Annotated in this window: 24 protein-coding genes; 11 read left to right on the plus strand and 13 right to left on the minus strand. The window is 74.3% G+C overall.

Annotated elements, in window-relative coordinates; all coding sequences use genetic code 11:
* Window positions 1-7: 7 nt before the first annotated feature.
* Genes ACIGAQ_RS31425 through ACIGAQ_RS31435 form a run of 3 tightly spaced genes read right to left on the minus strand, consistent with a single transcriptional unit; the run spans window position 8 to window position 2949 of the window.
* On the minus strand, window positions 8-778 hold the full coding sequence (locus ACIGAQ_RS31425) for an SDR family NAD(P)-dependent oxidoreductase (RefSeq protein ID WP_399788936.1): 771 nt from the start codon (window positions 776-778) through the stop codon (window positions 8-10).
* Window positions 779-787: 9 nt separating this feature from the next.
* A complete protein-coding gene (locus ACIGAQ_RS31430) occupies window positions 788-1690 on the minus strand; it encodes a TIGR03619 family F420-dependent LLM class oxidoreductase (RefSeq protein ID WP_399788939.1) in 903 nt (300 codons plus the stop codon).
* 14 nt (window positions 1691-1704) lie between these two features.
* Window positions 1705-2949: an amidohydrolase family protein gene (locus ACIGAQ_RS31435; RefSeq protein WP_399788942.1), complete on the minus strand. Its 1245-nt coding sequence runs from the start codon at window positions 2947-2949 to the stop codon at window positions 1705-1707.
* Window positions 2950-3176: 227 nt separating this feature from the next.
* On the opposite strand from ACIGAQ_RS31435, the gene ACIGAQ_RS31440 reads away from it, so the two are divergent.
* Complete coding sequence (locus ACIGAQ_RS31440) at window positions 3177-6188, plus strand: BTAD domain-containing putative transcriptional regulator (RefSeq protein ID WP_399788945.1); 3012 nt, start codon at window positions 3177-3179, stop codon at window positions 6186-6188.
* 179 nt (window positions 6189-6367) lie between these two features.
* Complete coding sequence (locus ACIGAQ_RS31445) at window positions 6368-6553, plus strand: hypothetical protein (protein ID WP_311681500.1); 186 nt, start codon at window positions 6368-6370, stop codon at window positions 6551-6553.
* A gap of 111 nt (window positions 6554-6664) precedes the next feature.
* Here ACIGAQ_RS31445 and ACIGAQ_RS31450 read toward each other — a convergent pair whose 3' ends face one another.
* The gene (locus ACIGAQ_RS31450; protein WP_399788948.1) at window positions 6665-8272 is read right to left on the minus strand and encodes a FadD3 family acyl-CoA ligase; all 1608 of its coding nucleotides are present in this window, start codon (window positions 8270-8272) and stop codon (window positions 6665-6667) included.
* Between the two features lie 96 nt (window positions 8273-8368).
* On the opposite strand from ACIGAQ_RS31450, the gene ACIGAQ_RS31455 reads away from it, so the two are divergent.
* From ACIGAQ_RS31455 to ACIGAQ_RS31465, 3 genes are read left to right on the plus strand one after another with little or no spacing between them, the layout of a single operon-like run.
* The gene (locus tag ACIGAQ_RS31455) at window positions 8369-9529 is read left to right on the plus strand and encodes a lipid-transfer protein (protein ID WP_311681497.1); all 1161 of its coding nucleotides are present in this window, start codon (window positions 8369-8371) and stop codon (window positions 9527-9529) included.
* 1 nt (window position 9530) lies between these two features.
* Window positions 9531-9944, plus strand: coding sequence for an OB-fold domain-containing protein (locus tag ACIGAQ_RS31460; RefSeq protein ID WP_311681496.1), 414 nt, complete (start codon window positions 9531-9533; stop codon window positions 9942-9944).
* Complete coding sequence (locus ACIGAQ_RS31465) at window positions 9923-10714, plus strand: enoyl-CoA hydratase/isomerase family protein (RefSeq protein ID WP_311681494.1); 792 nt, start codon at window positions 9923-9925, stop codon at window positions 10712-10714. Before ACIGAQ_RS31460 ends, ACIGAQ_RS31465 begins: the two co-directional genes overlap by 22 nt.
* Before the next feature lie 209 nt (window positions 10715-10923).
* Here the strand turns inward: ACIGAQ_RS31465 and ACIGAQ_RS31470 are convergent, their stop codons facing one another.
* Entirely contained in the window at window positions 10924-13308 is a 2385-nt protein-coding gene (locus tag ACIGAQ_RS31470; RefSeq protein WP_399788953.1) for a PQQ-binding-like beta-propeller repeat protein, read from the minus strand.
* Window positions 13309-13500: 192 nt separating this feature from the next.
* Window positions 13501-14223, minus strand: coding sequence for a VOC family protein (locus tag ACIGAQ_RS31475; protein WP_311681492.1), 723 nt, complete (start codon window positions 14221-14223; stop codon window positions 13501-13503).
* A 122-nt stretch (window positions 14224-14345) separates the two neighbouring features.
* Here ACIGAQ_RS31475 and ACIGAQ_RS31480 point away from each other — a divergent pair, with 122 nt between their 5' ends.
* Window positions 14346-14993, plus strand: a complete 648-nt coding sequence (locus ACIGAQ_RS31480) for a TetR family transcriptional regulator (protein WP_094056989.1) — start codon at window positions 14346-14348, stop codon at window positions 14991-14993.
* Window positions 14994-15103: 110 nt separating this feature from the next.
* Here the strand turns inward: ACIGAQ_RS31480 and ACIGAQ_RS31485 are convergent, their stop codons facing one another.
* Together ACIGAQ_RS31485 and ACIGAQ_RS31490 are read right to left on the minus strand one after the other, a co-directional pair.
* Window positions 15104-15577: a nitroreductase family deazaflavin-dependent oxidoreductase gene (locus ACIGAQ_RS31485; RefSeq protein WP_399788957.1), complete on the minus strand. Its 474-nt coding sequence runs from the start codon at window positions 15575-15577 to the stop codon at window positions 15104-15106.
* Window positions 15577-16755: an acyl-CoA dehydrogenase family protein gene (locus ACIGAQ_RS31490; protein ID WP_399788960.1), complete on the minus strand. Its 1179-nt coding sequence runs from the start codon at window positions 16753-16755 to the stop codon at window positions 15577-15579. The genes ACIGAQ_RS31485 and ACIGAQ_RS31490 overlap by 1 nt, the downstream gene beginning before the upstream one ends.
* Window positions 16756-16865: 110 nt before the next feature.
* Between ACIGAQ_RS31490 and ACIGAQ_RS31495 the strand changes: the two genes are divergently transcribed.
* From ACIGAQ_RS31495 to ACIGAQ_RS31510, 4 genes are all read left to right on the plus strand, one after another.
* A complete protein-coding gene (locus ACIGAQ_RS31495) occupies window positions 16866-18035 on the plus strand; it encodes a thiolase C-terminal domain-containing protein (protein ID WP_399788963.1) in 1170 nt (389 codons plus the stop codon).
* A 93-nt stretch (window positions 18036-18128) separates the two neighbouring features.
* Window positions 18129-18554, plus strand: coding sequence for a pyridoxamine 5'-phosphate oxidase family protein (locus ACIGAQ_RS31500; protein WP_311681487.1), 426 nt, complete (start codon window positions 18129-18131; stop codon window positions 18552-18554).
* Between the two features lie 87 nt (window positions 18555-18641).
* Window positions 18642-19352, plus strand: a complete 711-nt coding sequence (locus tag ACIGAQ_RS31505; protein WP_399788966.1) for a pyridoxal 5'-phosphate synthase — start codon at window positions 18642-18644, stop codon at window positions 19350-19352.
* Window positions 19353-19606: 254 nt separating this feature from the next.
* Window positions 19607-20236: an NADPH-dependent F420 reductase gene (locus ACIGAQ_RS31510; protein ID WP_399788969.1), complete on the plus strand. Its 630-nt coding sequence runs from the start codon at window positions 19607-19609 to the stop codon at window positions 20234-20236.
* A 19-nt stretch (window positions 20237-20255) separates the two neighbouring features.
* On the opposite strand, the gene ACIGAQ_RS31515 is transcribed toward ACIGAQ_RS31510, so the two are convergent.
* From ACIGAQ_RS31515 to ACIGAQ_RS31535, 5 genes are all read right to left on the minus strand, one after another.
* Window positions 20256-21239 (minus strand): GNAT family N-acetyltransferase, encoded by a 984-nt coding sequence (locus ACIGAQ_RS31515; protein WP_399788972.1) that lies wholly within the window; start codon window positions 21237-21239, stop codon window positions 20256-20258.
* Between the two features lie 57 nt (window positions 21240-21296).
* Complete coding sequence (locus ACIGAQ_RS31520) at window positions 21297-21509, minus strand: DUF4287 domain-containing protein (protein WP_399788975.1); 213 nt, start codon at window positions 21507-21509, stop codon at window positions 21297-21299.
* Window positions 21510-21602: 93 nt separating this feature from the next.
* On the minus strand, window positions 21603-22211 hold the full coding sequence (locus ACIGAQ_RS31525) for a GNAT family N-acetyltransferase (RefSeq protein WP_399788978.1): 609 nt from the start codon (window positions 22209-22211) through the stop codon (window positions 21603-21605).
* 172 nt (window positions 22212-22383) lie between these two features.
* Entirely contained in the window at window positions 22384-22854 is a 471-nt protein-coding gene (locus tag ACIGAQ_RS31530; protein WP_399788981.1) for a Zn-ribbon domain-containing OB-fold protein, read from the minus strand.
* Window positions 22854-23303, minus strand: a complete 450-nt coding sequence (locus tag ACIGAQ_RS31535; protein ID WP_399788984.1) for a DoxX family protein — start codon at window positions 23301-23303, stop codon at window positions 22854-22856. Before ACIGAQ_RS31535 ends, ACIGAQ_RS31530 begins: the two co-directional genes overlap by 1 nt.
* A 269-nt stretch (window positions 23304-23572) precedes the next feature.
* Between ACIGAQ_RS31535 and ACIGAQ_RS31540 the strand changes: the two genes are divergently transcribed.
* Window positions 23573-24778 carry a flavin-containing monooxygenase gene (locus ACIGAQ_RS31540; RefSeq protein ID WP_399788987.1) on the plus strand — a complete coding sequence of 402 codons (1206 nt, stop codon included), beginning with the start codon at window positions 23573-23575 and terminating at the stop codon, window positions 24776-24778.
* Window positions 24779-24873 lie beyond the last annotated feature (95 nt).

Raw genomic sequence — 24873 nt, forward strand, 5'->3', positions numbered from 1 at the left:
TGGAGCGTCAGATCGCGCTGACGCCGGCCAGCCACCCGCCGTCGATCACGAACGGCTGGCCGGTGATGTACGAGGAGTCCTCCGAGGTCAGGAACAGCGCGAGCCGGGCCACCTCCTCCGGCCGCCCGGCCCGCCCGAGCGGCACGAGCCTGCGGTACAGCCGGTCCAGCCCCGCAGTCGTCTCCTCGGGGTCGGCGTCCGGGTCGAGGCGGGCCGGGTTGGACATCGCCGTGTCGACGGCCCCGGGGCAGACGGCGTTCACGCGGATCCCGCGCCCGGCCAGTTCCAGGGCCGCGACCCGGGTCAGCCCCAGCACGGCGTGCTTGGTCGCCGCGTAGGCGCCCACCGCCGCCATCCCGGTCAGGCCGGTGTACGAGGCGGTGTTGACGATCGTGCCCCCGTCGGCCATCTCCGGCGCGACCGTCCGGATGCCCAGGAAGCAGCCCACCTGATTGACCTGGACGACCTGCATGAACTCCTCCAGGGGCGTGTCCAGGAGGGTGTTGAAGCGCAGGATGCCGGCGTTGTTGACCAGCCCGTCGACGTGCCCGTACGCCTCCTTGGCCGCGGTGACGGCGGCCCGCCAGTCGTCCTCCCGGCCGACGTCGAGATGGACGTACCGGGCGCCGATCTCCTCGGCGAGCGCCTCGCCCTGCGCGTCGAGCACGTCCGTCAGGACGACCCTTGCGCCCTCGGCCGTGAACAGCCGGGCCTCCTGCTCGCCCTGGCCGCGTGCGGCGCCGGTGACGATGACGACCCGTCCGTCGAGCTTGCCCATGCACCCTCCTCACAGCTCGGGGGCGACCTCGGCGCCGAACGCCGCGATCTGGTCGGCGAGTTCGCGGCGGTCCCGGCTGCGGAAGCGCACCTGGACCTGGTCCACGCCCATCGCCCGGTACGCCCGCAGCGACTCCGCGAGCTCCCGCGGCCCGCCGGCCAGGGTCCGCCGGCCGACGTCCCAGCGGGGCGTGCCGACGTACAGCGGCTCGGTGATCGCACCCACGGTGAACGGACCCGGCACCCGGGCCTGTGCGCGCAGCTCGCGGATGCGGGCGATCTGCCCGGGCAGCCGGTCCCTGGGGTCCCCCTGCGGGAGCCACCCGTCGCCCTTGAGGGCGGCCCGGCGTACGGCGGCCGGCGAGGAACCGCCGACCCACACCGGGACGCGCTCCTGCGCCGGGCGGGGGCGCTGCCCCAGCCCCTCGAAGTCGTAGCGCTTGCCGTGGTGCTCGGGGAACTCCTCGGGTCCGAGTGCCGCGCGCAGGGCGTCCAGGCACTCGTCGAGCAGGGCCCCGCGCTGCCGGAAGTCCACGCCCAGGACCTCGAACTCCTCCGGGACGTGCCCGGCGCCGACGCCGAGGACCAGGCGGCCGCCGCTGAGGTGGTCGAGCGTGGCGTACTGCTTGGCGGTGACCAGCGGGTGCCGCAGCCCGACGATCGCGACGTGGCTGAGCAGCCGGATCCGCTCGGTGGCGGCGGCGAGGTAGGCGAGCGTGGCGACGGGGTCGTACCAGACGGTGCTCATCGCGGCGGCCAGCCGGTGCGGGATCGCCACGTGGTCGCAGCTGGCCAGGTAGTCGAATCCGGCCTCGTCGGCGGCGCGCGCGATCGCCAGCAGGTCGGCCGGGCCGGCCGAGGCCTCCCAGCCCTCGGCGTAGAGGGCGCTCTGCGACTGGACGGGCAGCTGCATCCCGTACCGCAGCGTCACCGGGCACCGCCGCTGCCCGGCCACAGCCCCTCGTCCGTGAGCCCGAGCAGGTCGATGGCGTTGCCCCGCACGATCCGCTCGACGACGTCCCCGGCGAGATGGCCCATCTGCGCCTCGCCGACCTCGCGGGACTTGGGCCAGGTGGAGTCGGAGTGGGGGTAGTCGGTCTCGTAGAGGACGTTGCCGACGCCGATGGCGTCGAGGTTGTGCAGTCCGAAGGCGTCGTCGAAGAAGCAGCCGAAGACGTGCTCGGCGAAGAGTTCGGACGGCGGCCGGTGCACCTTGTCGGCGACGCCGCCCCAGCCCCGGTTCTCCTCCCACACCACGTCGGCCCGCTCCAGGATGTAGGGGATCCAGCCGATCTGCCCCTCGGCGTACATCACCTTCAGGTTCGGGAACCGCTCGAACTTGCCGCTCATCAGCCAGTCGACCATCGAGAAGCAGCAGTTGGCGTAGGTGATGGTGGAGCCGACGGCGGGCGGGGCGTCGGCGGAGGTGGAGGGCATCCGGCTGCTGGAGCCGATGTGCATGGCGATGACGGTGCCGGTCTCGTCGCAGGCGGCGAGGAACGGGTCCCAGTCGTCGGTGTGGATCGAGGGCAGTCCGAGGAACGGCGGGATCTCGGAGAAGGCGACGGCCCGCACCCCGCGCGCGGCGTTGCGCCGGACCTCGGCGGCGGCCAGCCCGGCGTCCCACAGCGGGATGAGCGGCAGGGGTATGAGCCGGCCGTGCGCATCCGGGCCGCACCACTCCTCCACCATCCAGTCGTTGTAGGCCCGCACGCACAGCAGGCCCAGCTCGTGGTCCTCGGCCTCGGTGAAGGTCTGGCCGCAGAAGCGGGGGAAGGTCGGGAAGCAGAGGGCGGACTGGACGTGGTTGACGTCCATGTCGGCGAGCCGCGCGGTGACGTCGTAGGAGCCGGGCCGCATCTGCTCGTAGGTGATGACCTCCAGCCTGATCTCGTCCCGGTCGTAGCCGACGGCGGTGTCCAGCCGGGTCAGGGGCCGGCGCAGCCCTTCGTAGACCCACCAGTCGCCGACGGGGCCGTCGTCGCCGGGCTCGCCCATCACGGGCCTGAAGCGCCCGCCGAGAAAGGTCATCTCCTTCACGGGCGCCCGCACGACCCGCGGCCCGACACCCCGGTACTTCTCCGGAAGCCGGTCCTGCCAGACGTGCGCGGGCTCCACGGTGTGGTCGTCCACGGAGATGATCAGCGGAAACGTGCTCTCGTGGCTGTCCATGCGGTTCACGGTAGCGCTGATCTGACGGGGCGTCAGCTCCGCGGGCCGGGGCGGGTTCCGGACGGGACGGCCTGATCGGAGCGGTCCGGCCCCGGCCCCCTGCGGAGAGACTGTGCAGACCTCGTGGACTCCCGTGCGGCCCCCTGTGATCGGTGTCTCCCAAGGCTGACGTATCCGTCCGTACAAGGCAGACTGGCGGGGTTGCTCAGGATGTCTAGGGGGACTGCATGGACGGGGTACCGGCCGGTGTACCGCGCGTACCGGAGCAGCGGCGTCCCGGCTCCTCACCGGAGTCACCGGGGCCGGGGGAGTCGACGGGGAGGGCCGGGGCGGTGGCGTCCGCCTCGCTGCGCTTCAGCGTGCTCGGACCCGTGCGCGCCTGGCGCGGCACCGAGCCGATCACGACCGGCTCCCCTCAGCAACGCGCCCTGCTCGCCGCCCTGCTGCTGCGCGAGGGCCGTACGGCCACGGCCGCCGAACTGATCGACGCCCTGTGGGGCGAGGAGCCGCCCTCGCAGGCCCTGGCGGCGGTACGGACCTACGCCTCGCGTCTGCGCAAGGTGCTCGACCCGGGCGTCCTGGTCAGCGAGTCCGGCGGCTACGCGGTGCGGGACCTGCCCGACGGCGCCCTGGACCTGGCCGTCGCCCAGGACCTGGCCACCGAGGCGGAGAAGGCCCGGACGGCAGGCGACCTCTGCCACGCCCGGGACGTGCTCCGGCGCGCCCTCGCCCTGTGGGACGGGGAGACTTTGGCGGGCGTGCCCGGGCCGTACGCGGAGGCCCAGCGGGTCCGCCTGGAGGAGTGGCGGCTGCAACTCCTCGAATCCCGCCTGGACATGGACCTGGAGCAGGGCTGCCACGCCGAGGCCGTCTCCGAACTCACCGCCCTGACCGCCGCCCACCCGCTGCGCGAACGGCTGCGCGAGCTGCTGATGCTGGCGCTGTACCGCAGCGGCCGCCAGGCCGAGGCGCTGGCCGTCTACGCCGACACCCGGCGCCTGCTCGCCGACGAACTGGGCGTGGACCCGCGCCCCGGCCTGAGCGAACTGCAGCAGCGCATCCTCCAGGCCGACCCGGGGCTCGCGGAACCCTCCTCCCCGGCGCCCGAACCGGCCGCCGCGCCGGTGCGCCCGGCGCAACTTCCCGCGACCGTGCCGGACTTCACCGGCCGCTCCGCCTTCGTCCGCGAGCTCGGCGGTCTCCTGGCCTCCGCCGAGGGCCGCGTCATGGCGGTGTCGGCGCTGGCGGGCATCGGCGGCGTGGGCAAGACGACCCTCGCCGTGCACGTGGCGCACCAGGCGCGCGCTGCGTTCCCGGACGGGCAGCTCTACGTCGACCTCCAGGGCGCCGGCGCCCGGGCCGCCGAGCCCGAGACGGTCCTGGGCTCCTTCCTGCGCGCTCTCGGCACCGCCGACTCGGCGATCCCCGACTCCCTGGAGGAACGCGCGGCGCTGTACCGCTCGGTGCTGGCCGGCCGCCGCGTCCTGGTCCTGCTGGACAACGCCCGCGACGCCGCCCAGGTCCGTCCCCTGCTGCCCGGCACGGACGGCTGCGCCGCGCTCGTCACCTCCCGCGTGCGGATGGTGGACCTGGCGGGCGCCCACCTGGTCGACCTGGACGTGATGTCCCCGGACGAGGCGCTGGCGCTGTTCACGAAGATCGTGGGCCAGGAGCGGGTGGCGTCCGAGCGCAAGGCCGCCCTGGACGTCGTGGCGGCCTGCGGTTTCCTGCCGCTGGCCATCCGCATCGCGGCGTCCCGCCTGGCGGCCCGCCGCACCTGGACGGTCTCCGTCCTCGCGGCGAAGCTCGCCGACGAACGCCGCCGACTGGACGAACTCCAGGCCGGCGACCTGGCGGTGAAGGCCACCTTCGAGCTGGGCTACGGCCAGCTGGAGCCGGCCCAGGCCCGCGCCTTCCGCCTGCTGGGCCTCGCCGACGGCCCGGACATCTCCCTCGCCGCGGCCGCCGCGGTGCTGGACCTGCCCGCGGAGGAGACGGAGGACCTGCTGGAGTCCCTCGTCGACACCTCCCTGCTCGAATCGGCGGCCCCCGGCCGCTACCGCTTCCACGACCTGGTCCGGCTCTACGCGCGTGCGTGCGCCGAACGGGACGAGCAGCCCCCGAGCGAGCGGACCGCGGCCGTCTCCCGCCTGCTGGACTTCTACCTGGCCTCGGCGGCGGGCGTCTATGCGATCGAACGCCCCGGGGACCGGCTGGTCGACCATCTCACGGTCCCCGCGTATCCGGGCCTGCGGTTCGCCAACCGGCACGCGGCGCAGGACTGGCTGTACGCGGAGGCCATCTGCCTCCTGGCGTGCGTACGGCAGTGCGCGGCACAGCCGGGCACCCTCCCGCGCGCGATCGACCTGCTGTGGGCCGCGCACGACCTCTCCGAGTCGGGGGCCAACGCCAGGGAGTACGAGGCCACCGCGGAGGCCCTGCTGGAGGCGGCCCGGCTGCACGGCCTCCCCCGCGCTGAGGCCCGGGCGCTCACCACCCTCGTCAACGTCCACCACGTCGGCGGCCGCTTCGAGCGGGCCGACCAGGAGGCCGAGCGGGCCATCCTGCTCGCCCAGCAGGCCGACGACCTGCTCCCCGTCTGCTGGGCGCGCAACGCCCGCGGCATCATCGCGCTGTACCAGAACCGGCACGAGGACGGCGAGGAGCACCTCTCGCGGGCCATCGAGCACTTCCGGGCCCTGGGCGACCGCCCCGGCGAGGCGGCCGCCCTGTGCAACCTGTCCCGGATCCACCTCGCGACCGGGCGGACCGCGAGCGCGGTGGCGCTGGCCCGGGAGGGCATCGACATCTACGACGGCATGGGCAACTCCCTGCGCGGGGCGAACGCCCGCTACGCCCTCGGTCTCGCCCTCACCCAGAGCGGCGAGCTGGGCGACGCGGCCGGACGCCTCCAGGAGGCCCTGGAGGTGTTCCGCGACAGCAGGCAGCGCCTGTGGGAGGGCATGAGCCTGTTCCGGCTGGCCGAGGTGGATCTCGCCGCCCGGCGTCCGGCGCAGGCCGCGGCCAACGCCGAGATGGCGCTCACGGTGCTGCGCGGGATCGGCGGGGAGTGGCGGCGGGGCAACGTCCTGACCGTGCTGGGCCGGGCGCTGAGCGGCATCGGGCAGACCGGCCGCGCCCAGGTGTGCTGGCAGGAGGCGGCCGCGATCTACGAGGAGCTGGGCTCGCCCGAGGCCGCCGAGGTGCGCGCCCTGCTGACTCCGCTCCGGGCGGCCTGAGGCCCGTTCGGGGCGTTCATCATTCGTTTATCGCCCCCCGCCATGATGGACGCAGTCGATCCGTCGCGTCGGGGGGCAGACGGGTCGCCGCACAGGGCCCGTCCGGTCGGACTCGGGGGAGTGACCGGACGGGCCCGCCGACCGCACTGCCCGATCCACACCGAGGAGAGTTGACGACCATGGGCGACGAGCTCAAGCCGCAGGACCTGCACGCCACCGGTACGACGGACGGCGAGGCCTCCACGGAGGACCTGCACGCCACGGGTGAGGGTGCCGCCACGACGGAGGACCTGCACGCCACCGGCGAGCCGCTGGAGACCAAGGACCTGCACGCCACGTCGGAGCCGTTCAAGCCGACGAAGTAAGCCACCACCACACGGGGTTCGGCCGCGGCGGCGCGGAGGGGGAGCCGTCGCGGCCGATGCGTGTCCGGAACCGGGCGCCGGTCCTGCGGGGCCCGGCGCCCGGTTCCTGCGTCAGCCGGTGGCCCGTGCGCGCAGCGCGCTCTTCACGACCTTGCCGCTCGCGTTGCGCGGCAGCTCGGCGACGAACTCCACCGTCCGCGGGACCTTGTAGTTGGCCATCTCCCGCCGCGCCCAGGCGATGAGGTCGTCGCCGGTGAGCAGGGCGCCCGGGCGCCGTACGACGTAGGCCCTGCCCACCTCCCCGAGCCGCGCGTCGGGCACGCCGATCACGGCCACGTCCGCCACGTCCGGGTGAAGGCCCAGGCGCTGCTCTATCTCCGCCGGGTAGGCGTTGAAGCCGCCGACGACGAACATGTCCTTCAGGCGGTCGGTGATGCGCAGGTTGCCCGCGCCGTCCAGGACGCCGACGTCGCCGGTGCGCAGCCAGCCGTCCGGGGACAGCACCTCGGCGGTGGCCCGCTCGTCCTCGTGGTAGCCGGACATGACGTTGAAGCCGCGGACCAGGACCTCGCCCGGTGTGCCGGGGCCCAGCGGGCGTCCTTCGGGGCCGACGACCCGGACCTCGGTGCCGGGGATCGCCCGGCCCGATGTGGACGCGATCACGGCCGGGTCGTCGCCGCGCCGGCACATCGTGACGACCCCGCCCGCCTCGGACAGGCCGTAGGCCGTCAGGACCGTGCCGACGCGCAGCTCGCCGCGCAGCCGCTCCACCAGGCGCAGCGGGACGACCGCCGCTCCCGTGACGACCAGCCGCAGGGCCGACAGGTCGTGGGCGTCCCGGGCCGGGTGGTCCAGGAGGGCCTGCAGGAGGGTCGGCGGGCCGGGGAGGACGGAGACCCGTTCCGCCGCGAGGTGGGCGAGGACGGTGTCCACGTTGAACACCGGCTGCGGGATCATCGTGGCGCCCCGCATCAGGCAGGCCAGCACTCCGGCCTTGTAGCCGAAGGTGTGGAAGAAGGGGTTGACGATCAGATAGCGGTCGCCCCGGGTCAGGCCGGCCAGATCGCTCCAGATGCGGTAGGCCCGCACCGTCTGCGCGTGGGTGATGACCGCGCCCTTGGGACGGCCCGTGGTGCCGGAGGTGAAGATCAGGTCCGACGGCCAGGAGGGGCGCACCGCCCGCGACCGGTCCCGCACCTCCGCCTCCCCCACGCCCTCGCCGCTCGCCAGGAAGTCCTTCCAGGTGAGGAAGCCGGGCGGGGCGTCCGCCGAGAACACCACCGCCCGCCGCAGGGCGGGAAGACCGGGCAGTGGTCCGTCGCCCGGGCCCCGGCCGGCGGCCCTGCGCAGCGACGCCACGTACGAGGTGCCGAGGAACGTGCCCGTCACGAACAGCAGCCGGACCCCGCCGCGGCGCAGGACGTCCGCCGCCTCGGCCCCCTTGAAGCGGGTGTTCAGCGGCACGAGCACCGCACCCGCCGACACCGCGCCGAGGGCGGCGGTGATCCAGTCGAGGGTGTTGGGCGCCCAGATGCCGACCCGGTCGCCCGGTTCCACGCCGTTCGCCAGACAGGCCGCCGCCGCCCGGTCCACGCGGGCGCCGAGTTCCGCGTACGTCACGCGCGTGCGGCCGTCGACGACCGCCTCGACGTCCGCGTACCGCTCGGCCGCCGCCCTGATCAGGTCCGGAACGCTTTCGCCTGCCGTATCCGCTCGCACCGCGCGCCTCCCGCGAACTCGGAGCTGACTGACCGTCAGATTAGCGGTAATCTGACGGACTGTCAGCGATGGTCACGGGCCGGAGGTGCGCGCGGCATGGCAGCAGGACCGGGCAGCATCAAGGACGCCACCGCACTGGTCGGCATCGGCCAGACGCCCTTCGCCAAGCGGCTGCCCGAGGACGAACGCACCCTCGCCTGCCGTGCCGTGCTGGCGGCCCTGGACGACGCCGGGATCGCGCCCGGCGAGGTCGACGCGCTCGCCTCCTACACCATGGAGGAGACGGACGAGGTCGAACTGGCCAAGGCCTGCGGCTTCGGCGACCTCACCTTCTTCAGCAAGGTCGGCTACGGGGGCGGTGGTTCGTGCGCGACCGTCGCGCACCTGGCCGCCGCCGTCGCCGGTGGACAGGCGAGCGTGGGGGTCGCCTGGCGGTCGCGCAAGCGGGGCAGCGGGCCCCGGCCGTGGACCGACACCTCCGTGCAGCTGCCGACTCCGGCCCAGTGGACCCGGCCGTTCGGGCTGCTCCGGCCGGTCGACGAGATCGCGATGCTCGCCCGCCGCTACCTCCACGAGTACGGGGCCACCCGGGACCACCTCTTCAACGTCGCCCTGGCCTGCCGCAACCGCGCCAACCAGAATCCGGACGCGATCATGTACGACCGGCCCCTGACCCGCGAGATGTACATGACCTCCCGGTGGATCAGCGAGCCGCTCTGCCTCTTCGACAACTGCCTGGAGACGGACGGGGCACTGGCCTGTGTCGTGGTCTCCGCCGAACGCGCCCGCGACTGCCGCCGCACGCCCGTCTACGTCCACTCCGCCGCCCAGGCGCTGCCCGCCCAGCACCACGGCATGGTCAACTACTGGAACGACGACCCCCTCACCGGCCCGGCCTGGAGCGCCGCCCGGCACCTGTGGAAGCACGCCGACCTGACCCCCGAGGACGTGGACGTCGCCCAGATCTACGACGCCTTCACGCCCCTGGTCCTGCTCTCCCTGGAGGGCTACGGCTTCTGCGGGCGCGGCGAGGGCGGGGCGTTCACCGAGGGCGGGGCGCTGGAGACCGGCGGGCTGCTGCCGCTGAACACCGGCGGGGGCGGGCTGTCCGAGGCGTACGTGCACGGCTTCAACCTGATCACCGAAGGGGTGAAGCAGCTGCGCGGGACCAGCACCGCGCAGGTGCCGGGCGCCAGGACGTGCCTGGTCACGGCCGGTGAGGGCGTCCCGACCTCCGCCCTGCTGCTGAGGAGTTGAGATGCTGCGTCCCGTCACCGACACCGACGGCGCCCCCTTCTGGGAGTACGCCGCCCGGGGCGAACTGCGGATCCAGGCCTGTGCCGGCTGCGGCGAACTGCGTTTCCCGCCCCGGCCCTGCTGCCCCCACTGCCAGTCCTTCGCGGCCGACTGGCGCCGCATGTCCGGCCGGGGCCGCGTCTGGTCGTACGTCGTCGCCCATCCACCGCTGCTGCCCGACTACGCGGCGCTGGCGCCGTACAACGTGGTCGTCGTGGCCCTCGACGAGGCGCCGCGCATCCGGCTCGTCGGGAACCTGGTCGCGGAGCCGGGCGCGGCACTCGGCTCCCTGCCCGCCGGCCGGCTGCGCATCGGCGCGCGGGTGCAGGTCGCCTTCGCCGGCGGCCTGCCGCGATGGGTTCCGGAGCGGCCGTGAGCGCCGTGCTGGTCGAGGCCGACCGCGCCAGCGGGGTCGCCGTGGTCACCCTGAACCGGCCCGAGCGGCTCAACGCCATCGACCTCGCCATGGCCGACGAACTCGTCTCCACCTGGCAGGAGTTGCGCTTCGACGACGGCGTGCGGGCGATCGTCCTCACCGGCGCCGGGGAGCGCGCCTTCTGCACGGGCATCGACCGGGACGCCGTGGTGCCGCAGCCCGGCTCGCCGTACGCGCAGGACGACCCGCTGCTCGGTGTCGGGCCGAAGGCGAACGACCTGTGGAAGCCGGTCGTCGCCGCCGTACGCGGGATGGCCTGCGGCGGCGCCTTCTACCTGCTCGGGGAGGCGGAGTTCGTCGTCGCCGACACCACGGCCGCCTTCTTCGACCCGCACACCACCTACGGCATGGTCAGCGCCTACGAGTCCGTCCTCATGGCGCAGCGCGCGCCGTACGGGGAGATCGCGCGGATGGCGCTGATGGGCACGGCCGAGCGGATCTCGGCACGGCGCGCGTACGAGGTGGGGCTCGTGTCCGAACTGGTCCCGGAGGGCGGGGCGCTGGAGGCGGCGACGGCGTGCGCCGCCGTCGTCGCCGGCCATCCGGCCCGGGCCGTGGAGGGGACCGTGCGGGCGCTGTGGGCCGCGAGCGAGGCGGGCCGCGCCCAGGGGGTGGCGCAGGCACCGCACCTCATCGCACTGGGCAACGCGACGGCCGAGGAGCAGGCCCGGCTGTTCGCCGCACGGCGCCGGGAGTACCGGCCGCGGTAGGGAAGCCGTCCTCCGGGGCCGTGCCGCCACCTGCCACCCCGTCACCCGTCACCCCACCCATCACCCGTCACGGTCGTCCCACCGCGTGGCGACCGGTGCGCACCCGGCGTAGCGTCTCGGGTGAGGGCGGTGAACGGGCCGCTCCCCCGAGCGACGGCCGCCGTCCGGATCCCCTTCCGTGCGCCGGTGCGACGGCCGTCCCGGGCGCGTCAGGCGGTGCGCGCCGTGCCCGTGCCCTTCTCCGCGTCCAGCGCGTACACGCAGCGGTCCTTGCTGCACGCGTACACCACGCCGTCCCGGACGACCGGGGAACCGGTGATCTCGCCGCCGGTGGCGAGCTTCCAGCGCAGCCGGCCGTCGTCGGCCTTCAGGGTGTAGAGCAGGTGGTCGGTGGAGCCGAAGTGGATGCGGCCCTCGGCGACCGAGGGGGCGCCGACGATGTCGCCGCCCGCCTGGAAGCGCCACTTCGGCGTGCCGGTGACCGCGTCCAGCGTGTAGAGGCCCTTGCCGCTGCCCACGTGGACGTGGCCGGCGGCGACCAGGACCGGCTCGACGGAGGAGCGGGCCTCGGTGGCGATGCGCCAGCGGTCGCGCCCGTCGGTGGCGTCGAGGGCGTAGACCGTGCCCAGGTAGTCGGCGAGGTAGACGCCGCCGCCGGTGACGGCCGGGCCCGGGACGAAGGTGGGCGGGGAGAGGAAGACGGCCGGGGCCTCGAAGTGCCACCGCACGTGCCCGGCGGCCACGTCCAGAGCGAGGACGCGGGTGCCGGCGCAGACGTACACGTACCCGTCGGGCGCCTGGATCAGCCGGACCGGGACGCCGCCGCAGGAGGCCGCGTCGCCGATCGGGTACGACCAGCGCTCGTCGCCGGTGCGGGCGTCCAGGGCGCGCAGCCGGGCGTCCTGCCACACGTAGACCGTGCCGTCGTGCAGGGCGGGCCCGGCCTCGGGGGACTCGAAGTCGGTCTGGCAGCCGGTGATCTCCCACAGCTTCTGGCCGCTGGAGGCCTCCCAGCCCTGGACGCCGCCACCCCGGGTGCCGGTGACGACGGTGCCGCGGCCGGCCTTGAGCGAGTAGACCCAGGCGTCCGTCTGCAGGCGCCACAGGTCGCCGCCCTCGCGGGCGTCCAGGGCGAACAGGGTGGGCCCGTCGGAGGCGTGGATCCGGCCGTCCGAGACGGCCATGGACCAGGCGACGTCCCGCGTCTTGAAGCGGCGGCGGCCGGTGGCCACGTCCAGCGCGTGCACCTCGAAGGAGGTGACGTAGACCAGGTCGCCGGCGACCGAGGGGGTGCCCCAGACGTCGTTGGACATGCGGAAGCGCCAGGGGCGCCAGCCGCCGGCCTGCTCGGGCGGCGCGGCCGGGGCCGGGGGCGCGGCCACGGCCGGGCCCACGGCGGGGTCGGTGCCGTTGACGCCGGGACGGGGCTTGGACCAGGAGGCGGCGAGGGCGGCCTCCGGAGGGGGTGCCTTGACGGCGGCGGCACGGACGTCGGCGACGCGCGGGCCCGGGCCGATGGGCACCTGGGCGCCGGCCAGCCGCACGGGGCCCGTGTCGGGGCCGCCGACCGGGGCGGGCACCGGCGCGGGCGCCGGGACGACGGGGTCGTGGGAGGGCGGGGGCGGGATGGGCGCCGGGCCCGGGGCGGGGCGGCCGCCGCCGCTGCGGCCGGGGCCGGCGGCGGGCTTGCCGGCCGGGCGGCCGTTGCGGCGGGACTCGATCAGGCCCACGGCCCGCTCGGGCAGCCACGCCGACGCGGTGCCGCTGTCGTCGGAGCCGGAGCCGAACAGGTGCGGGGCGAGCTGCGCCTGGAGGTCGGCCGGGTTCGGGCGGGCCGTGGGGTCCATCTGCATGCAGGACTCGATGAGCGGCCGCAGCTCGTCCGGGAGCCCTTCGAGGTCCGGGCCCTCGCGCAGCAGCATGAAGACGGTCTCGACCGGGTTGGCGCCGTGGAAGGGCGGGTGGCCGGTGGCGGCGAAGACGAGCATGGAGCCGAGCGAGAAGACGTCGCTCGCGCCCGTGACGCTGCGCGAGTCCTTGGCCTGCTCGGGGGACATGTAGGCGGGTGTGCCGACGGCCACGTTCGTCATCGTCAAACGCGTGTTCGAGACGCCGGACGCGATACCGAAGTCGATGACCCGCGGACCGTCCTCGACGACCAGGACGTTCGACGGTTTCAGGTCCCGGTGCACCAGACCGGCCCCGTGGATGGACTGCAGCGCCTCGGCCACGCCCGCGGCGAGCCAGCGCACCGCCTGGGCCGGGAGCGGCCCGCAGTCGTTCACTATCTCTTCCAGGGAGGGCGCGGGGACGTACGCGGTGGCCAGCCACGGCACGGCGGCACGCGGGTCGGCGTCCACGACGGCGGCCGTGTAGAAGCCGGAGACGGCCCGGGCCGCCTCCACCTCGCGGGTGAAGCGGACCCGGAACAGCTGGTCCTCGGCCAGCTCCGTGCGGACGGTCTTGATCGCCACGCGCCGGCCGGACGCCGAGCGCGCGAGATAGACCAGCCCCATGCCGCCGGCACCCAGCCGTCCCAGCACCTCGAACGGCCCGATCCGCCGCGGATCGTGCTGCGTCAGCTGATCCACCACTCTGCCTGCCACCTCCCCGTACGAGCCGCGCCAAGCCACATCTTCCACGCGACCCCGTGCAGCGTCTCACCACCGCACCGCCATGGCGGCACGCACCCCGATTCTTCCTGGCCAAAGCCGTGGTGGCGAACCCGGTGACCATTGGGGTGTCTCCGGTCATACAGGGATGAAACATGACCAGTGGGGGTCCGCTCAGCGGCGCAGCAGCGCGAAGGACGCCCCCTGGTCGTCCGTGACGACGGCCACGGTGCCGTACGAGGTCTCGAACGGCGGGGCCTGGACCCGCCCGCCGAGCCGGGTCACCTCCTCCAGCGCGGCCGGGACGTCCTCGACGGCGAAGTGCACCAGGAAGTGGGGCGGCATCTCGGCCGGGAAGACGTCGGAGACCGGGGCACGGCCGAAGTCGGGCTCGGCCTCCGGCCCGAACAGGGCCTCGTGGAAGAGGTCGCCGTAGAAGGTGTTGGCCGCCTCGGTGTCCCGGGCGTACAGCTCGGCCCAGGCGAAGGCGCCCGGCTCGTGCCGTCGGCCGAACCCGGGGTGCTCGCGCGGCTGCCACAGGGCGAAGACGGCCCCGTCCGGGTCGGTGACCAGCGCGGTGACGCCCAGCTCGGCGGCCGGCACCGGCGACTGGACGACCTGCCCGCCGGCCGCCTGGACCCGCCGGACCAGGGCCCGGGCGTCCGGGGTGGAGAAGTACACCGTCCAGACGGTGGGGAGCCGGCCGTCCATCTTGCGGACCAGCGCGGCCACCGGTTCACCATCCTTCAGCGCCCGTGTGAAGGGCCCGAACCAGTCCTCGAAGGTCCACCCGAAGAGTTCACCGTAGAAGCGCTTGCCCGCCTCGACGTCGGGAAGCTGCGCGTCCACCCAGCAGGGAACGCCCTCTGCGTACACCGATGCCCTGTTTTCGGCCATACCGCCAACGTAACCGCGACCGGCGCACCCCGCAGACCAGGCACACCAGCCTCCGCACCCCCTCACACCCCATTTGCAGTCGGCCGAATCGCGCCCCGATCACGCCTCGGTAAGCTGACGGCATGACAGGACAAGTGCGTACCGTCGACGGCCGCGTGGCCGGCCGGCGTGGGCAGGCGACCCGGCAGAAGCTGCTCGACTGCCTCAGCGAGATGCTCAGCTCCTCCCCGTACCGGGACGTCAAAGTCATCGATGTCGCCCGGAAGGCGGGTACTTCGCCCGCGACCTTCTACCAGTACTTCCCGGACGTCGAGGGCGCCGTCCTGGAGATCGCCGAGCAAATGGCGGCCGAGGGCGCGTCGTTGACCGAGCTGCTGGAGGGCCGCTCCTGGGCCGGGAAGGCCGGCTGGCAGACGGCGCAGGAACTGGTCGACGGGTTCCTGGAGTTCTGGCGCAAGAACGACGCCATCCTCCGGGTGGTCGATCTCGGTGCCGCCGAGGGCGACAAGCGCTTCTACAAGCTCCGCATGAAGATCCTCAACTCGGTGAACAACTCCCTCGCGGACGCCGTCGCCGAGCTCCAGGCCAAGGGCCGCGTCGACAAGGACGTGAACCCGGCGGCCGTCGCCGGTTCGCTGGTGGCGATGCTCGCGGCCGTCGCCTCGCACCAGAAGGGCTTCTCCTCCTGGGGCGTGAAGCAGGCCGAACTGAAGCCGAACCTCGCACTGTTGGTGCACCTGGGCGTCACGGGGAGAAAGCCGACGAAGTAGCCGGTCACGGCGGCCCTCTCCCCTTTTCCCAAGTCCTGTCTGGCAGGCGGCGGTTCACCTCGGTGGACGGCCGCCTGTCGTGCTCTTCGGCGCCCTGCCGCCCTGCCGTCTCAGCGCCGGACGAGCCGGAACACCCGGATCTCCCGGTCCACCCGGGCCTGGTAGGCCGCGTACGGCGGCCAGAACGCCAGCACCGCCTGCCAGGCCGCCGCCCGTTCCTCCCCCGCCAGCAGCCGGGCCGTGACCGGGATGTCCCGGCCCTTCCAGCTGATCTCCGCGTCGGGATGGGCGAGCAGGTTGTGGCTCCAGGCGGGGTGCCCCGGCCGCCCGAAGTTGGACCCGACCAGGATCCAGCCGCGCCCGCCGTCCTCCGGCATGCAGGCCAGCGGTGTGCGGCGGGGCAGTCCGCTGCGCGCCCCGGTCGAGGTCAGCACCACGCCCGGCAGCAGCTGCGCGCTGAGCAGCACCTTTCCCCGGGTGAGCCGGTGCACGGCCCGGTCCAGGGCCGGGAAGACGTACGGCGCCACCCGCGCGAAGCCCGGGGTGGCGGACACCTTCTGCACGAACCGCACGGCGCTCGCCATCAGCCGGCCTCCTCGAAGACGTGGGCCGCGTCGGCCGCGTGCGCCCGCAGCCGGTGGACCGGCCCGAACAGCAACGCGTCGCCCGCGGCGCGCTTGACGTACAGATGAGCCTCGTGTTCCCAGGTGAAGCCAATGCCCCCGTGCAGCTGGACGCCCTCGGCGGCGGCGCGGCGCAGGGCGTCCAGCGCCTGCGCGAGGGCGAGACCGCCGGCCGCCTCCCCGCGGGCGGCGGCCCAGGCCGCGTAGTACGCCGCCGACCGGGCCGCCTGCACCTGGACGTGGACGTCCGCCAGCCGGTGCTTGACCGCCTGGAAGGAGCCGATCGGCCGTCCGAACTGCTCGCGCCGCCCCACGTACTCGACGGTCCGTTCCAGCATCCGCTCCGCGGCGCCCACCGCCTCGGCGGCGAGACAGGCGGCGGCGCCGTCGCCGGCCCGCGCGAGGGCGCCGGGCCCGTCGTCGCCGTCCCGCCCGAGCAACTCGGCCTTCACCTCGCGCAGTTCGATCCGGGCCTGCGGGCGAGTGGCGTCGAGGGCGGTCCGCCGGACCCGGGTGAGACCGGCCGCGCCCGCGTCGACGAGGAAGAGCAGCACCCGGGAGCGGGCGAAGCCGCCGGCGTGCGCGGCGACCAGCAGGAGGTCGGCGCTGTGCCCGTCGAGGACCTGGTCCACCTGCCCGTACAGCCGCCAGACACCGTCCGCCCGCCGGGCCTGGACGCCTCCGGCCCGGCCACCGCCCGCCCACGCCCCGCCCGGGTCGTGGCCGGTGAGCGCGAGGGCGGTGGCGAGGGCCGGGCCCGGTACGGCGAGGGCGGCCGTGAGCCCGCCACCGGCGATCCGGGGCAGGAGCGCATCGCGCTGGGCACCGGTGCCCAGGGCGAGCAGCAGCGGGGCGGCCAGGACGGCCGTGGCGAGCAGCGGGGAGGGCGCCAGGGCCCGGCCCGTCTCCTCGCAGGCCAGAGCCAGTTCGGTGACCGTGCAGCCGGCACCGCCGTGGGCCTCGGGGAGGGCCAGGCCGGGCAGGCCCAGGTGGGTGGCGAGGGCGGTCCACAGGGCCGGGTCGTGCCCGGCGGGGGTGTCGACGGCGGCCCGCAGCTCCTCGGGGCCGCACCGCTTGCGGAGCAGGTCGCGCAGAGTGCGGCGGATCTCGGCCTGTTCGGCGGTGAAACGGGCGTCCATGAGCTACCTTCCTCCGCATCTGACGGATCGTCATATTAGGGGCGGGTGGCGGTGATGCCCAGGGTTCTGCACCTCCCGCCGGCAGCTGGATCTGATGTACCGTCAGGTTCATGGTGGCCCGGAGGAAGGTGGCCGTCGTCGGCGTGGCCCTGTCGGACTGCGGCCGCGTGGACGACGTGACCCCGTACGCCCTGCACGCCCAGGCGGCCCGGCGTGCCCTCGCCGACGCGGGCCTGGACCGGTCGCTGATCGACGGCTTCGCCTCGGCCGGCCTGGGCACGCTGGCGCCCGTGGAGGTCGCCGCGTACCTGGGCCTGCGCCCCACCTGGGTCGACTCCACCTCGGTCGGCGGCTCCACCTGGGAGGTCATGGCCGCCCACGCGGCCGACGCCGTCGCGGCCGGGCACGCCCGGGCGGTGCTGCTCGCCTACGGCTCCACGGCCCGCGCGGACGTCCGGGCGGGCCGCCGCACCGGAACCCTGTCCTTCGGCTCGCGCGGCCCCGCCCAGTTCGAGGTCCCCTACGGCCACACGCTGATCGCGAAGTACGCCATGGCGGCCCGCCGGCACATGATCGAGTACGGCACGACGATCGAGCAGCTGGCCCAGGTGGCGGTCCAGGCCCGGGCGAACGCGGCCCTCAACCCCGAGGCCCTGTTCCGCACCCCGGTCACGGTGGACGAGGTCGCCGCCGGCCCGATGATCGCGGACCCCTTCACGAAACTGCACTGCTGCGTCCGCTCCGACGGCGGCGCGGCGGTACTGCTGGTGGCGGAGGAGTACGTGCGCGACTGCCGGACCCGGCCGGTGTGGGTGCTGGGCAGCGGAGAGGCCGTCTCCCACGCCTCGATGTCCGACTGGCCGGACTTCACGGTGTCACCGGCGGCGGTCAGCGGACGGCTGGCCTTCGCACGGGCGGGAGTGCGCCCCTCGGAGATCGATGTCGCCGAGCTCTACGACGCGTTCACCTACATGACCCTGGTGACGCTGGAGGACCTCGGCTTCTGCGCGAAGGGCGAGGGCGGCGCGTTCGTCGGCGGGGACCGGCTGCTGGTGCGGGGCGGAGCGCTGCCGGTGAACACCGACGGGGGCGGCCTGTCGGCCCAGCACCCCGGGATGCGCGGGCTGTTCCTGCTGGTGGAGGCGGTGCGGCAGCTGCGCGGGGAGTGCGGGGACCGGCAGGTGCGGCGCGCCGACGGGTCGCTGCCGCGGCTGGCGGTGGCGTCGGGGACGGGAGGCTGGTTCTGCTCGTCGGGAACGGTGGTGCTCGGGGCGGGGTGACCGGTCGGCACGCGCGGGGAGATCCGGAGGGAACACCACGGCCGCGTACGGGCGTTGACCCGGGAAGCGACCGTTCTGCCGAAGGAGACCGTGGTGGCCCTGTCCCGCGACGAACGTGAACAGTTCCTGGCCGAGCCGCACATCGCGGCGCTCGCGGTCGACGCGGGGGCGGGCCGCGCCCCGCTGACCGTGCCGATCTGGTACCAGTACGAGCCCGGCGGCGACATCTGGATCATGACCGGGCTGGACTCCCGGAAGAACGAGCTGATCAGCGCGGCGGGCCGGTTCTCCCTGATGGTGGACCGGGTGGAGCCCACGATCCGGTACGTGTCCGTGGAGGGCCCGGTGGTCGGCACGGCCCCCGCGACCCTCGAACAGCTCCGGGAGATCTCGGCGCGCTATCTGCCGGCCGAGAAGGTCGACGGCTACGTGGACTTCGCCTGGAAGAACCACGGGGAGCAGCTCGTGCTGACGATGCGGCCGGAGCGGTGGGTCTCCTCGGACCTGGGACAGGTGTGAGCCCCGGGGGGCCGGGAGCGATGACGAGACGAGGCCCCGGGGAGCGGTGACGGTCCCCTGAGCCCGGGGAGCGGTGACAATCGGGGCATGGCAACCGATCTTCACGAGCTGCTGAGGTCGCTGCGGGTGTGGGACCCGGAGACCACGGACCTGCGGCCCTTCGACCCGGCCACCGCCCCCGAGGCGCCCCTGCCCCTGTTCGCCGAGTGGTTCGCGCAGGCGGTGGCGGCCGGGCAGCCCGAGCCGCACACCATGTCCCTGGCCACCGCGGACGCCTCGGGCCTGCCCGACGTGCGGATCGTGATGCTGCACGGCGCGGACGACGAGGGCTGGTCGTTCGCGTCCCACGCCGGCAGCCGCAAGGGCCGCCACCTCACCGGCCGCCCGTACGCCGCGCTCGGCTTCTACTGGCCGGTACTGGGCCGCCAGGTGCGTATCCGCGGCCCTGTCTCGGCGGCCCCCTCGGCGGAGTCCCAGGGTGACCTCCACGCCCGCTCGACAGGGGCGCTGGCCGCAGCCCTGACCGGGCGGCAGAGCGAGCTCCTCGGCTCGCTGGAGGAACTGAACCGGGCCTCGGACGCGGCGTGGGAGCGGGCCGCGCGGGAGCCGGAGGCACCGGTGCCCTCCTGGACGCTGTACCGGCTGCGGGCCGAGGAGGCCGACTTCTTCCAGGGCGACGAACGCCGACGGCACGTCCGGCTCCGCTACCGGCGCGCGGAGAGTGCGGGGAGCGGGGAGAGTGCGGAGAGCACGAAGAGCGGGGAGACGGGGTGGGCGCGAGAGTTGCTGTGGCCGTGACGGGGACCGGGGGCCACGGGAACCGCTGCGGCCCTGACCGACGCCGGGGGCCACGGGAACCGGCGGGACAGAGGCCGCGGGGCCCGGGAACCGCTGTGCGCGGGACGGAGGCCGCGGGGCCCGGGAGTTGCTGTGGCCGTGACGGGGGCCGCGGGGCCCAGGGCGGTCCGTCCGTGGGACTACGTCCGTGGTGCCGGGCGGGGCCGGTCCGGAGCCCGATCCGCCGGGGCCGCGGCGCCCGTTAGGTTCACCGCATGCGTATCGGATTCCTCGGCACCGGTCATGTCGCCCGCGCCCTGGCCGGCGGATGGCGCGCGGCCGGGCACGACGTACTCCTCGGTTCCCGCCGGCCCGCCGAGCGGACGGACACGGGCCACCCCGTCGCCGGCCTCGACGAGACGGCCGCCCATGCGGAGGTCCTGGTCAACGCCACCCCGGGGACCGTCTCCCTGGAGGTGCTGCGCTCCATCGGCGCGACCGCGCTGGCCGGCACCGTGCTGCTCGACGTCGGAGTCGGCCTCTCCGACGACTTCACCGAGCTCTCCCATCCCAACAGCAGCCTGGCCGAACAGATGCAGGAGGCGTTCCCGCTGACCCCCGTGGTCAAGACGCTGTGCACCATGGACGCCACCGCGATGACCGCCCCGGCCGCGCTGGACGGCCCGAGCACCGTCTTCCTCTCCGGCGACGACCCGGAGGCGAAGCGGACCGTCGCCGGGCTGCTCGGCGACCTCGGCTGGCCCGAGTCGTCGCGGCTGGACCTCGGCGGCATCACCACCGCACGCGGCCAGGAGCACTTCGCGCTGCTGTTCATGGGGATCGCGAACGGGCTCGGCTCCCACACGTTCAACATCCGGGTGGTCCCCGCGCGCCCGGCCGCCTGACGCGGACCGCCCTCGCCGCCTAGGCGAAGTCGTACACCGCGAAGTCCGCGACCGGCCGGTACCCGATCCGCTGGTACAGGCCGTTGCTGGTCGGGTTGGCCAGGTCCGTGAAGAGCAGCACCTCGCTCGCCCCGGCGGCGAGGGCGGCGCGGCTGACCTCGGCCGTGACGGCGCCCGCGTAGCCACGGCCGCGCAGCTGGGCCGGGGTGTAGACCCCGGCGACGCGCACCTGCCCGGCGACCCGCGGGCCCGTGCCGGCCATCGCGACCGGGGTGCCGTCGGGGGCCTCCCAGAGAGTGATGCCGCCGCTGTCGATCCGGGCGTCCGCCCACTCGGCGGAGTCCCGGACGGTGCCCGCTCCGGCCTCCTCGGCGAATGCGTCGTGCCAGCGCACGAGCAGTGCGTGATCCGCCCGGACGGCGGTCCGGGGCCTGCCGGGCGGCAGGGGCCGGGGCGCGGTCAGCGTGCCGAGCCGGTAGAGCCGCTGGCGCTGGCGGAGCACGGCCGTCGCGCCCGTGTGCCGCTGCCAGGCGGTGACGAACGCGGCAGCGGTGTCACGGTCGGCGCTCACGCCGGGCAGGGGCCTGCCGAGGCCGGCCAGCAGCGCCGCGAGGGCGTCGGCCTCCCCGGGGGCGAGGGCGGTGAGGTTCAGCCAGTGCGGCGGGGTGCGGAAGAAGGCGGCCCGGACCTCACCGTCCCGCTCCAGCACGCCGAACTCCGGCTCGCCGTCGCCGTACACCCGTGACCCTCGGGTGCGCAGGGTCTCCGTGACGGTCAGCGGGACGGTGTGCAGGGCCGGGCGGGACCGCAGGAAGTCCCCGGCCCGGAGCAGGAAGTCGTCGAGCCCGTGGGCGAGGCGCCACGCACCGGTGGGGGAACCGGTGCCGGCTTCGGAGTCGGTGTCGGAGTCGGAGTCGGTGTCGGAGTCGGAGTCGATGTCGGCTTCGGAGTCGGAGTCGGTGTCGGAGTCGGCTTCGGAGTCGTTTCCGGGATCGGTGTCCATGCCTCATGGTGCCGTCGGTGCGCCGTCCGGCACCTCCGGTTTTCCGCGCCGGTCAGCTCACCTGCCGCTGTCCTCGGCGAGGGTGTGGGCGACGAGCGCGTTGGCGTGGCCGTGCCCCAGGCCGTGTTCGCTCTTGAGCCAGGCGACGAGCTCCATGTGGCGGGTCAGGGGCGAGGAACGGATGAGGGCCTGCCAGTCGGCGATCGGGCGGCCGTACTTCTGCTCGATGGAGGGGAAGTAGCTCGCGGGGCCCTTCACGGGTGCGGTCATCTCGGTGGTCCCTTCTCTGTGGTCACCCGATACGACCGGCGCGGCGGAACGAACTCATCGGTCGGCTCGCGTGATCCGGGTCACTCCTCCTGCTCAGGGAGCCGCCGGGTCCGGGGCCGGGTCCGTCGCCAGCCGGGCGTGCAGGTGCGCGTCCCGGAACGCGTCGTGCCGGCCCTCCTGGAAGACCGCCCCGCGCAGGGTGCCCTCGTACGCGAAACCGCACCGCCGCGCTATCCGGCACGAGACCTCGTGGCCGACGGCGTGATCCAACTCCAGTCGGTGCAGACCGAGTTCGGCGAAGGCCCAGTCGGCGGCGAGCAGCAGGGCCCCTGTGGCGACGCCCCGGCCCCGGGCCTCGGGCAGGACCCAGTAACCGACGCGGGCGACCTTCAGGTGGTACTTGATCTCGTTGACGCCGATGTGCCCCAGGGCCTCGCCGGTCCGCGCGTCCGCGACGCGGAAGGAGACGGAGGTGCCCTCGGTGGCGCTCTGCGCCCGCGCCCGCAGGGACTCGCGCGCACTCGCCCGGTCGGTGACCAGTCGCAGCGGGGTGTTCCAGCGGCGGAACTCCGGGTCCCGCATCCCGCGCAGCCAGGTGTCGACGTCGGAGCCCGAGGCGGCGTCCCAGGGGCGCAGGGTCAGGCCGTGGCCGTGCAGTTCCGCGTGGGGGCCGGTCAGGGACGGATCGCGTAGGGAGGCCATGAACCCATTCAAACCCGTGACCCGGCCTACGGGATCGGGGTCGGCGCGATCGAGAGGTACCGCACGCCGGGGGGCGCTCCATCCAGAGCGATCGCACGCCGGGGGGCGCTCTGATCGACGGGTACCGCACGCCCGCGGCCGCTTCGGGTGCCGCGGGCGTGCGGGGTACGGCTCATCCCTGCCGCCGCCCGGGTTCCGTGGCCGGCGGCGACACGACCCGGAAGACCGGAACGCCCTCCCGGAACACCACCTCCAGGGCCGCCCCGGCCGACAGCTCCGGCGGGACCCCGCCGGCGAGATCCGCCCCCGCCTCCGCGTCCGCCTCCGCCTCCGCCCGCACGATCTCCGTCGTCATCCGCGGCCCCTCGGCCAGGTCCACCACGGCCGCGACGTAGGGTGTGCGGTCCGTGAAGGGGGGCAGGTCGTTGCGGTGGACGACGGACCAGGTGTAGAGCGTGGCCCGGCCGCTCGCCGTCTCCCACGTCACGTCCTCGCTCCAGCAGTGGGGGCAGAACTCCCGCGGGTAGTGGTGAGCCCGGCCGCACGCACGGCAGCGGCGGATCAGCAGCCTGCCCTCGGCGGCCGCGCTCCAGTACGCCCGCGTGAAGGGGTCGGTCTCCGGCACGTCGAAGCGGCCGGCCATCAGAACAGTCCCAGCGCGCTGTCCAGGGACCACGTCTGCCAGGACATCCCGAACAGCCCGACCACCGACATCAGCGCCATCATCGAGTTCTGCCCCTGCTCGGCCACGTCGTGGATCATGAGGGTGAAGTAGAGGGCGTTGAGGAGCAGCCCGCAGGCCAGGGCGACCGGGGTGAGGAAGCCGGTGACGAGGCCCAGTCCGAGGGCGAGTTCCGCGTGGACGACGACGTGCGCCATCACGCGCGGGTGCGGGGCGACGGCCACCCGGAACCCCGAACGGACCGCGCTCCAGCGGTGCTTCTCGGCGATGCCCGCCGCCCACGCGATGCCCGTGCCCCGCTCGAACCAGGCCGTGCGGTCCTTGTGCCGCCAGCTCTCCAGCCACCACAGGCCGAGCCCGATCCGCAGGACGGCCAGCCATTCCGCTCCACTGAGCCAGATCGCGTCCATGCCGCCGCTCCCGAGGCGTCGCCGACGATGAGACCTGACGGTATGTCAGATACGGGGCGGCAACAAGGGCCGGACCCGCCGCGATCCGTCGCCGGAGGCCGCACCGGCGCCCTGTCTCACACAACGCCCGGTCTCGCGCAGCGCCTCGCGCAACACCCCGCCCCGCCGCGCACAGCACCTCACCCCTCCCGCACAGCCGTGATCAATCCGCAACCAATTCCGGTCTTGACCGAGACCCATCAAGCAGGTCCGGGATTACGCTCCCGCTCATGGCCGACTCCACATCCCCCACACACTCCTCCGCGCCTCCCCCACCCGACCGCCCCGTCTACGTCATCGGCGGCGGCCCCGGCGGGCTCGCCGCCGCGTACGCGCTGCGGGCCCGGGGCATACGGGCCGTCGTCCTGGAGAAGTCCGACCGGGTCGGAGCGTCCTGGCGCGGCCACTACGACCGGCTGCACCTGCACACCACCCGCCGCTTCTCCGCCCTGCCCGGACTGCCGATGCCGCGCCGGTTCGGGCGGTGGGTGTCCCGGGACGACGTGGTGCGCTACCTGGAGAAGTACGCCGAGCACCACCGCATGGAGATCGTCACCGGCGTCGAGGTCTCCCGCGTGGAGCGCCTCCCCGACGGCACGGGCTGGCTGCTGCGCGCCACCGGCGGCCGGGAGCTGACCGGCGCCGCGGTGGTCGTCGCGACCGGCTTCAACCACACCCCGCGAGTGCCGGACTGGCCGGGCCGGGACACCTACCCCGGTGACTTCCTGCACGCCGCCGCGTACCGCAACGGCGAGCCGTACGCCGGCCGGGACGTCCTCGTCGTCGGGGTCGGCAACACCGGTGCCGAGATCGCCGTGGACCTCGTCGAGAGCGGCGCCTCCCGGGTCCGGCTGGCCGTGCGCACCGTCCCGCACATCCTGCGCCGCTCGACCGCAGGCTGGGCCGCCCAGTACAGCGGCATCCTGGTGCGCCGGCTGCCGGTCGGGCTGGTCGACCGGATGTCCCGGGTCCAGGCGAGGCTGACGATGCCCGACCTGTCGGCGCACGGGCTGCCGCGCCCGGACACCGGGCTGTACAGCAGGGTGAAGCAGGGGGCGATCCCGGTGCAGGACGTCGGGCTGATCGACGCCGTGCGCAAGGGCAGGGTGGAAGTGGTCGCCGCCGTGGACCACTTCGAGGACGGCGGCAAGATCGTCCTGACGGACGGCACCCGGATCTCGCCGGACGCCGTGATCGCCGCCACGGGTTACGTCCGCGCCCTGGAGGACCTGGTCGGCCACCTCGGTGTGCTCGACGCCCGCGGCAGGCCCGTCGTCCACGGCGCCCGCAGCCCGCAGGGCGCGCCCGGCCTGTACTTCACCGGCTTCACGAACCCGATCAGCGGCAACCTCCGCGAGATGGCGCTCGACGCGGTGCGGATCGCGAAGGCCGTCGCCCGGGACGGCTCGGGGAAGGCCTCCCGGCTGCCCGGCTAGCGTCCGTTCCGCCCGGCACCGGACGGACTTCGCCTGCTCCGGACCATTCCTGACACCACGTCAGTTCCGTTAATCTGACAGAGCGTCAGTTAGCG

The sequence above is a fragment of the Streptomyces sp. NPDC085932 genome, assembly GCF_044540525.1.
In the GTDB taxonomy this organism is placed as follows: domain Bacteria; phylum Actinomycetota; class Actinomycetes; order Streptomycetales; family Streptomycetaceae; genus Streptomyces; species Streptomyces levis.

Excerpts from the sequence above, each read along its gene's own strand:
- ACIGAQ_RS31455 (WP_311681497.1), top strand. The coding sequence starts at position 8,369 with ATGGCAGCAGGACCGGGCAGCATCAAGGACGCCACCGCACTGGTCGGC.
- ACIGAQ_RS31535 (WP_399788984.1), bottom strand. The coding sequence starts at position 23,303 with ATGGACGCGATCTGGCTCAGTGGAGCGGAATGGCTGGCCGTCCTGCGG.
- ACIGAQ_RS31460 (WP_311681496.1), top strand. The coding sequence starts at position 9,531 with ATGCTGCGTCCCGTCACCGACACCGACGGCGCCCCCTTCTGGGAGTAC.
- ACIGAQ_RS31525 (WP_399788978.1), bottom strand. The coding sequence starts at position 22,211 with ATGGCCTCCCTACGCGATCCGTCCCTGACCGGCCCCCACGCGGAACTG.
- ACIGAQ_RS31485 (WP_399788957.1), bottom strand. The coding sequence starts at position 15,577 with ATGGCGAGCGCCGTGCGGTTCGTGCAGAAGGTGTCCGCCACCCCGGGC.
- ACIGAQ_RS31475 (WP_311681492.1), bottom strand. The coding sequence starts at position 14,223 with ATGGCCGAAAACAGGGCATCGGTGTACGCAGAGGGCGTTCCCTGCTGG.
- ACIGAQ_RS31520 (WP_399788975.1), bottom strand. The coding sequence starts at position 21,509 with ATGACCGCACCCGTGAAGGGCCCCGCGAGCTACTTCCCCTCCATCGAG.
- ACIGAQ_RS31540 (WP_399788987.1), top strand. The coding sequence starts at position 23,573 with ATGGCCGACTCCACATCCCCCACACACTCCTCCGCGCCTCCCCCACCC.
- ACIGAQ_RS31465 (WP_311681494.1), top strand. The coding sequence starts at position 9,923 with ATGGGTTCCGGAGCGGCCGTGAGCGCCGTGCTGGTCGAGGCCGACCGC.
- ACIGAQ_RS31435 (WP_399788942.1), bottom strand. The coding sequence starts at position 2,949 with ATGGACAGCCACGAGAGCACGTTTCCGCTGATCATCTCCGTGGACGAC.
- ACIGAQ_RS31530 (WP_399788981.1), bottom strand. The coding sequence starts at position 22,854 with ATGGCCGGCCGCTTCGACGTGCCGGAGACCGACCCCTTCACGCGGGCG.
- ACIGAQ_RS31480 (WP_094056989.1), top strand. The coding sequence starts at position 14,346 with ATGACAGGACAAGTGCGTACCGTCGACGGCCGCGTGGCCGGCCGGCGT.
- ACIGAQ_RS31510 (WP_399788969.1), top strand. The coding sequence starts at position 19,607 with ATGCGTATCGGATTCCTCGGCACCGGTCATGTCGCCCGCGCCCTGGCC.
- ACIGAQ_RS31505 (WP_399788966.1), top strand. The coding sequence starts at position 18,642 with ATGGCAACCGATCTTCACGAGCTGCTGAGGTCGCTGCGGGTGTGGGAC.
- ACIGAQ_RS31425 (WP_399788936.1), bottom strand. The coding sequence starts at position 778 with ATGGGCAAGCTCGACGGACGGGTCGTCATCGTCACCGGCGCCGCACGC.
- ACIGAQ_RS31490 (WP_399788960.1), bottom strand. The coding sequence starts at position 16,755 with ATGGACGCCCGTTTCACCGCCGAACAGGCCGAGATCCGCCGCACTCTG.
- ACIGAQ_RS31440 (WP_399788945.1), top strand. The coding sequence starts at position 3,177 with ATGGACGGGGTACCGGCCGGTGTACCGCGCGTACCGGAGCAGCGGCGT.
- ACIGAQ_RS31430 (WP_399788939.1), bottom strand. The coding sequence starts at position 1,690 with ATGCAGCTGCCCGTCCAGTCGCAGAGCGCCCTCTACGCCGAGGGCTGG.
- ACIGAQ_RS31515 (WP_399788972.1), bottom strand. The coding sequence starts at position 21,239 with ATGGACACCGATCCCGGAAACGACTCCGAAGCCGACTCCGACACCGAC.
- ACIGAQ_RS31445 (WP_311681500.1), top strand. The coding sequence starts at position 6,368 with ATGGGCGACGAGCTCAAGCCGCAGGACCTGCACGCCACCGGTACGACG.
- ACIGAQ_RS31495 (WP_399788963.1), top strand. The coding sequence starts at position 16,866 with ATGGTGGCCCGGAGGAAGGTGGCCGTCGTCGGCGTGGCCCTGTCGGAC.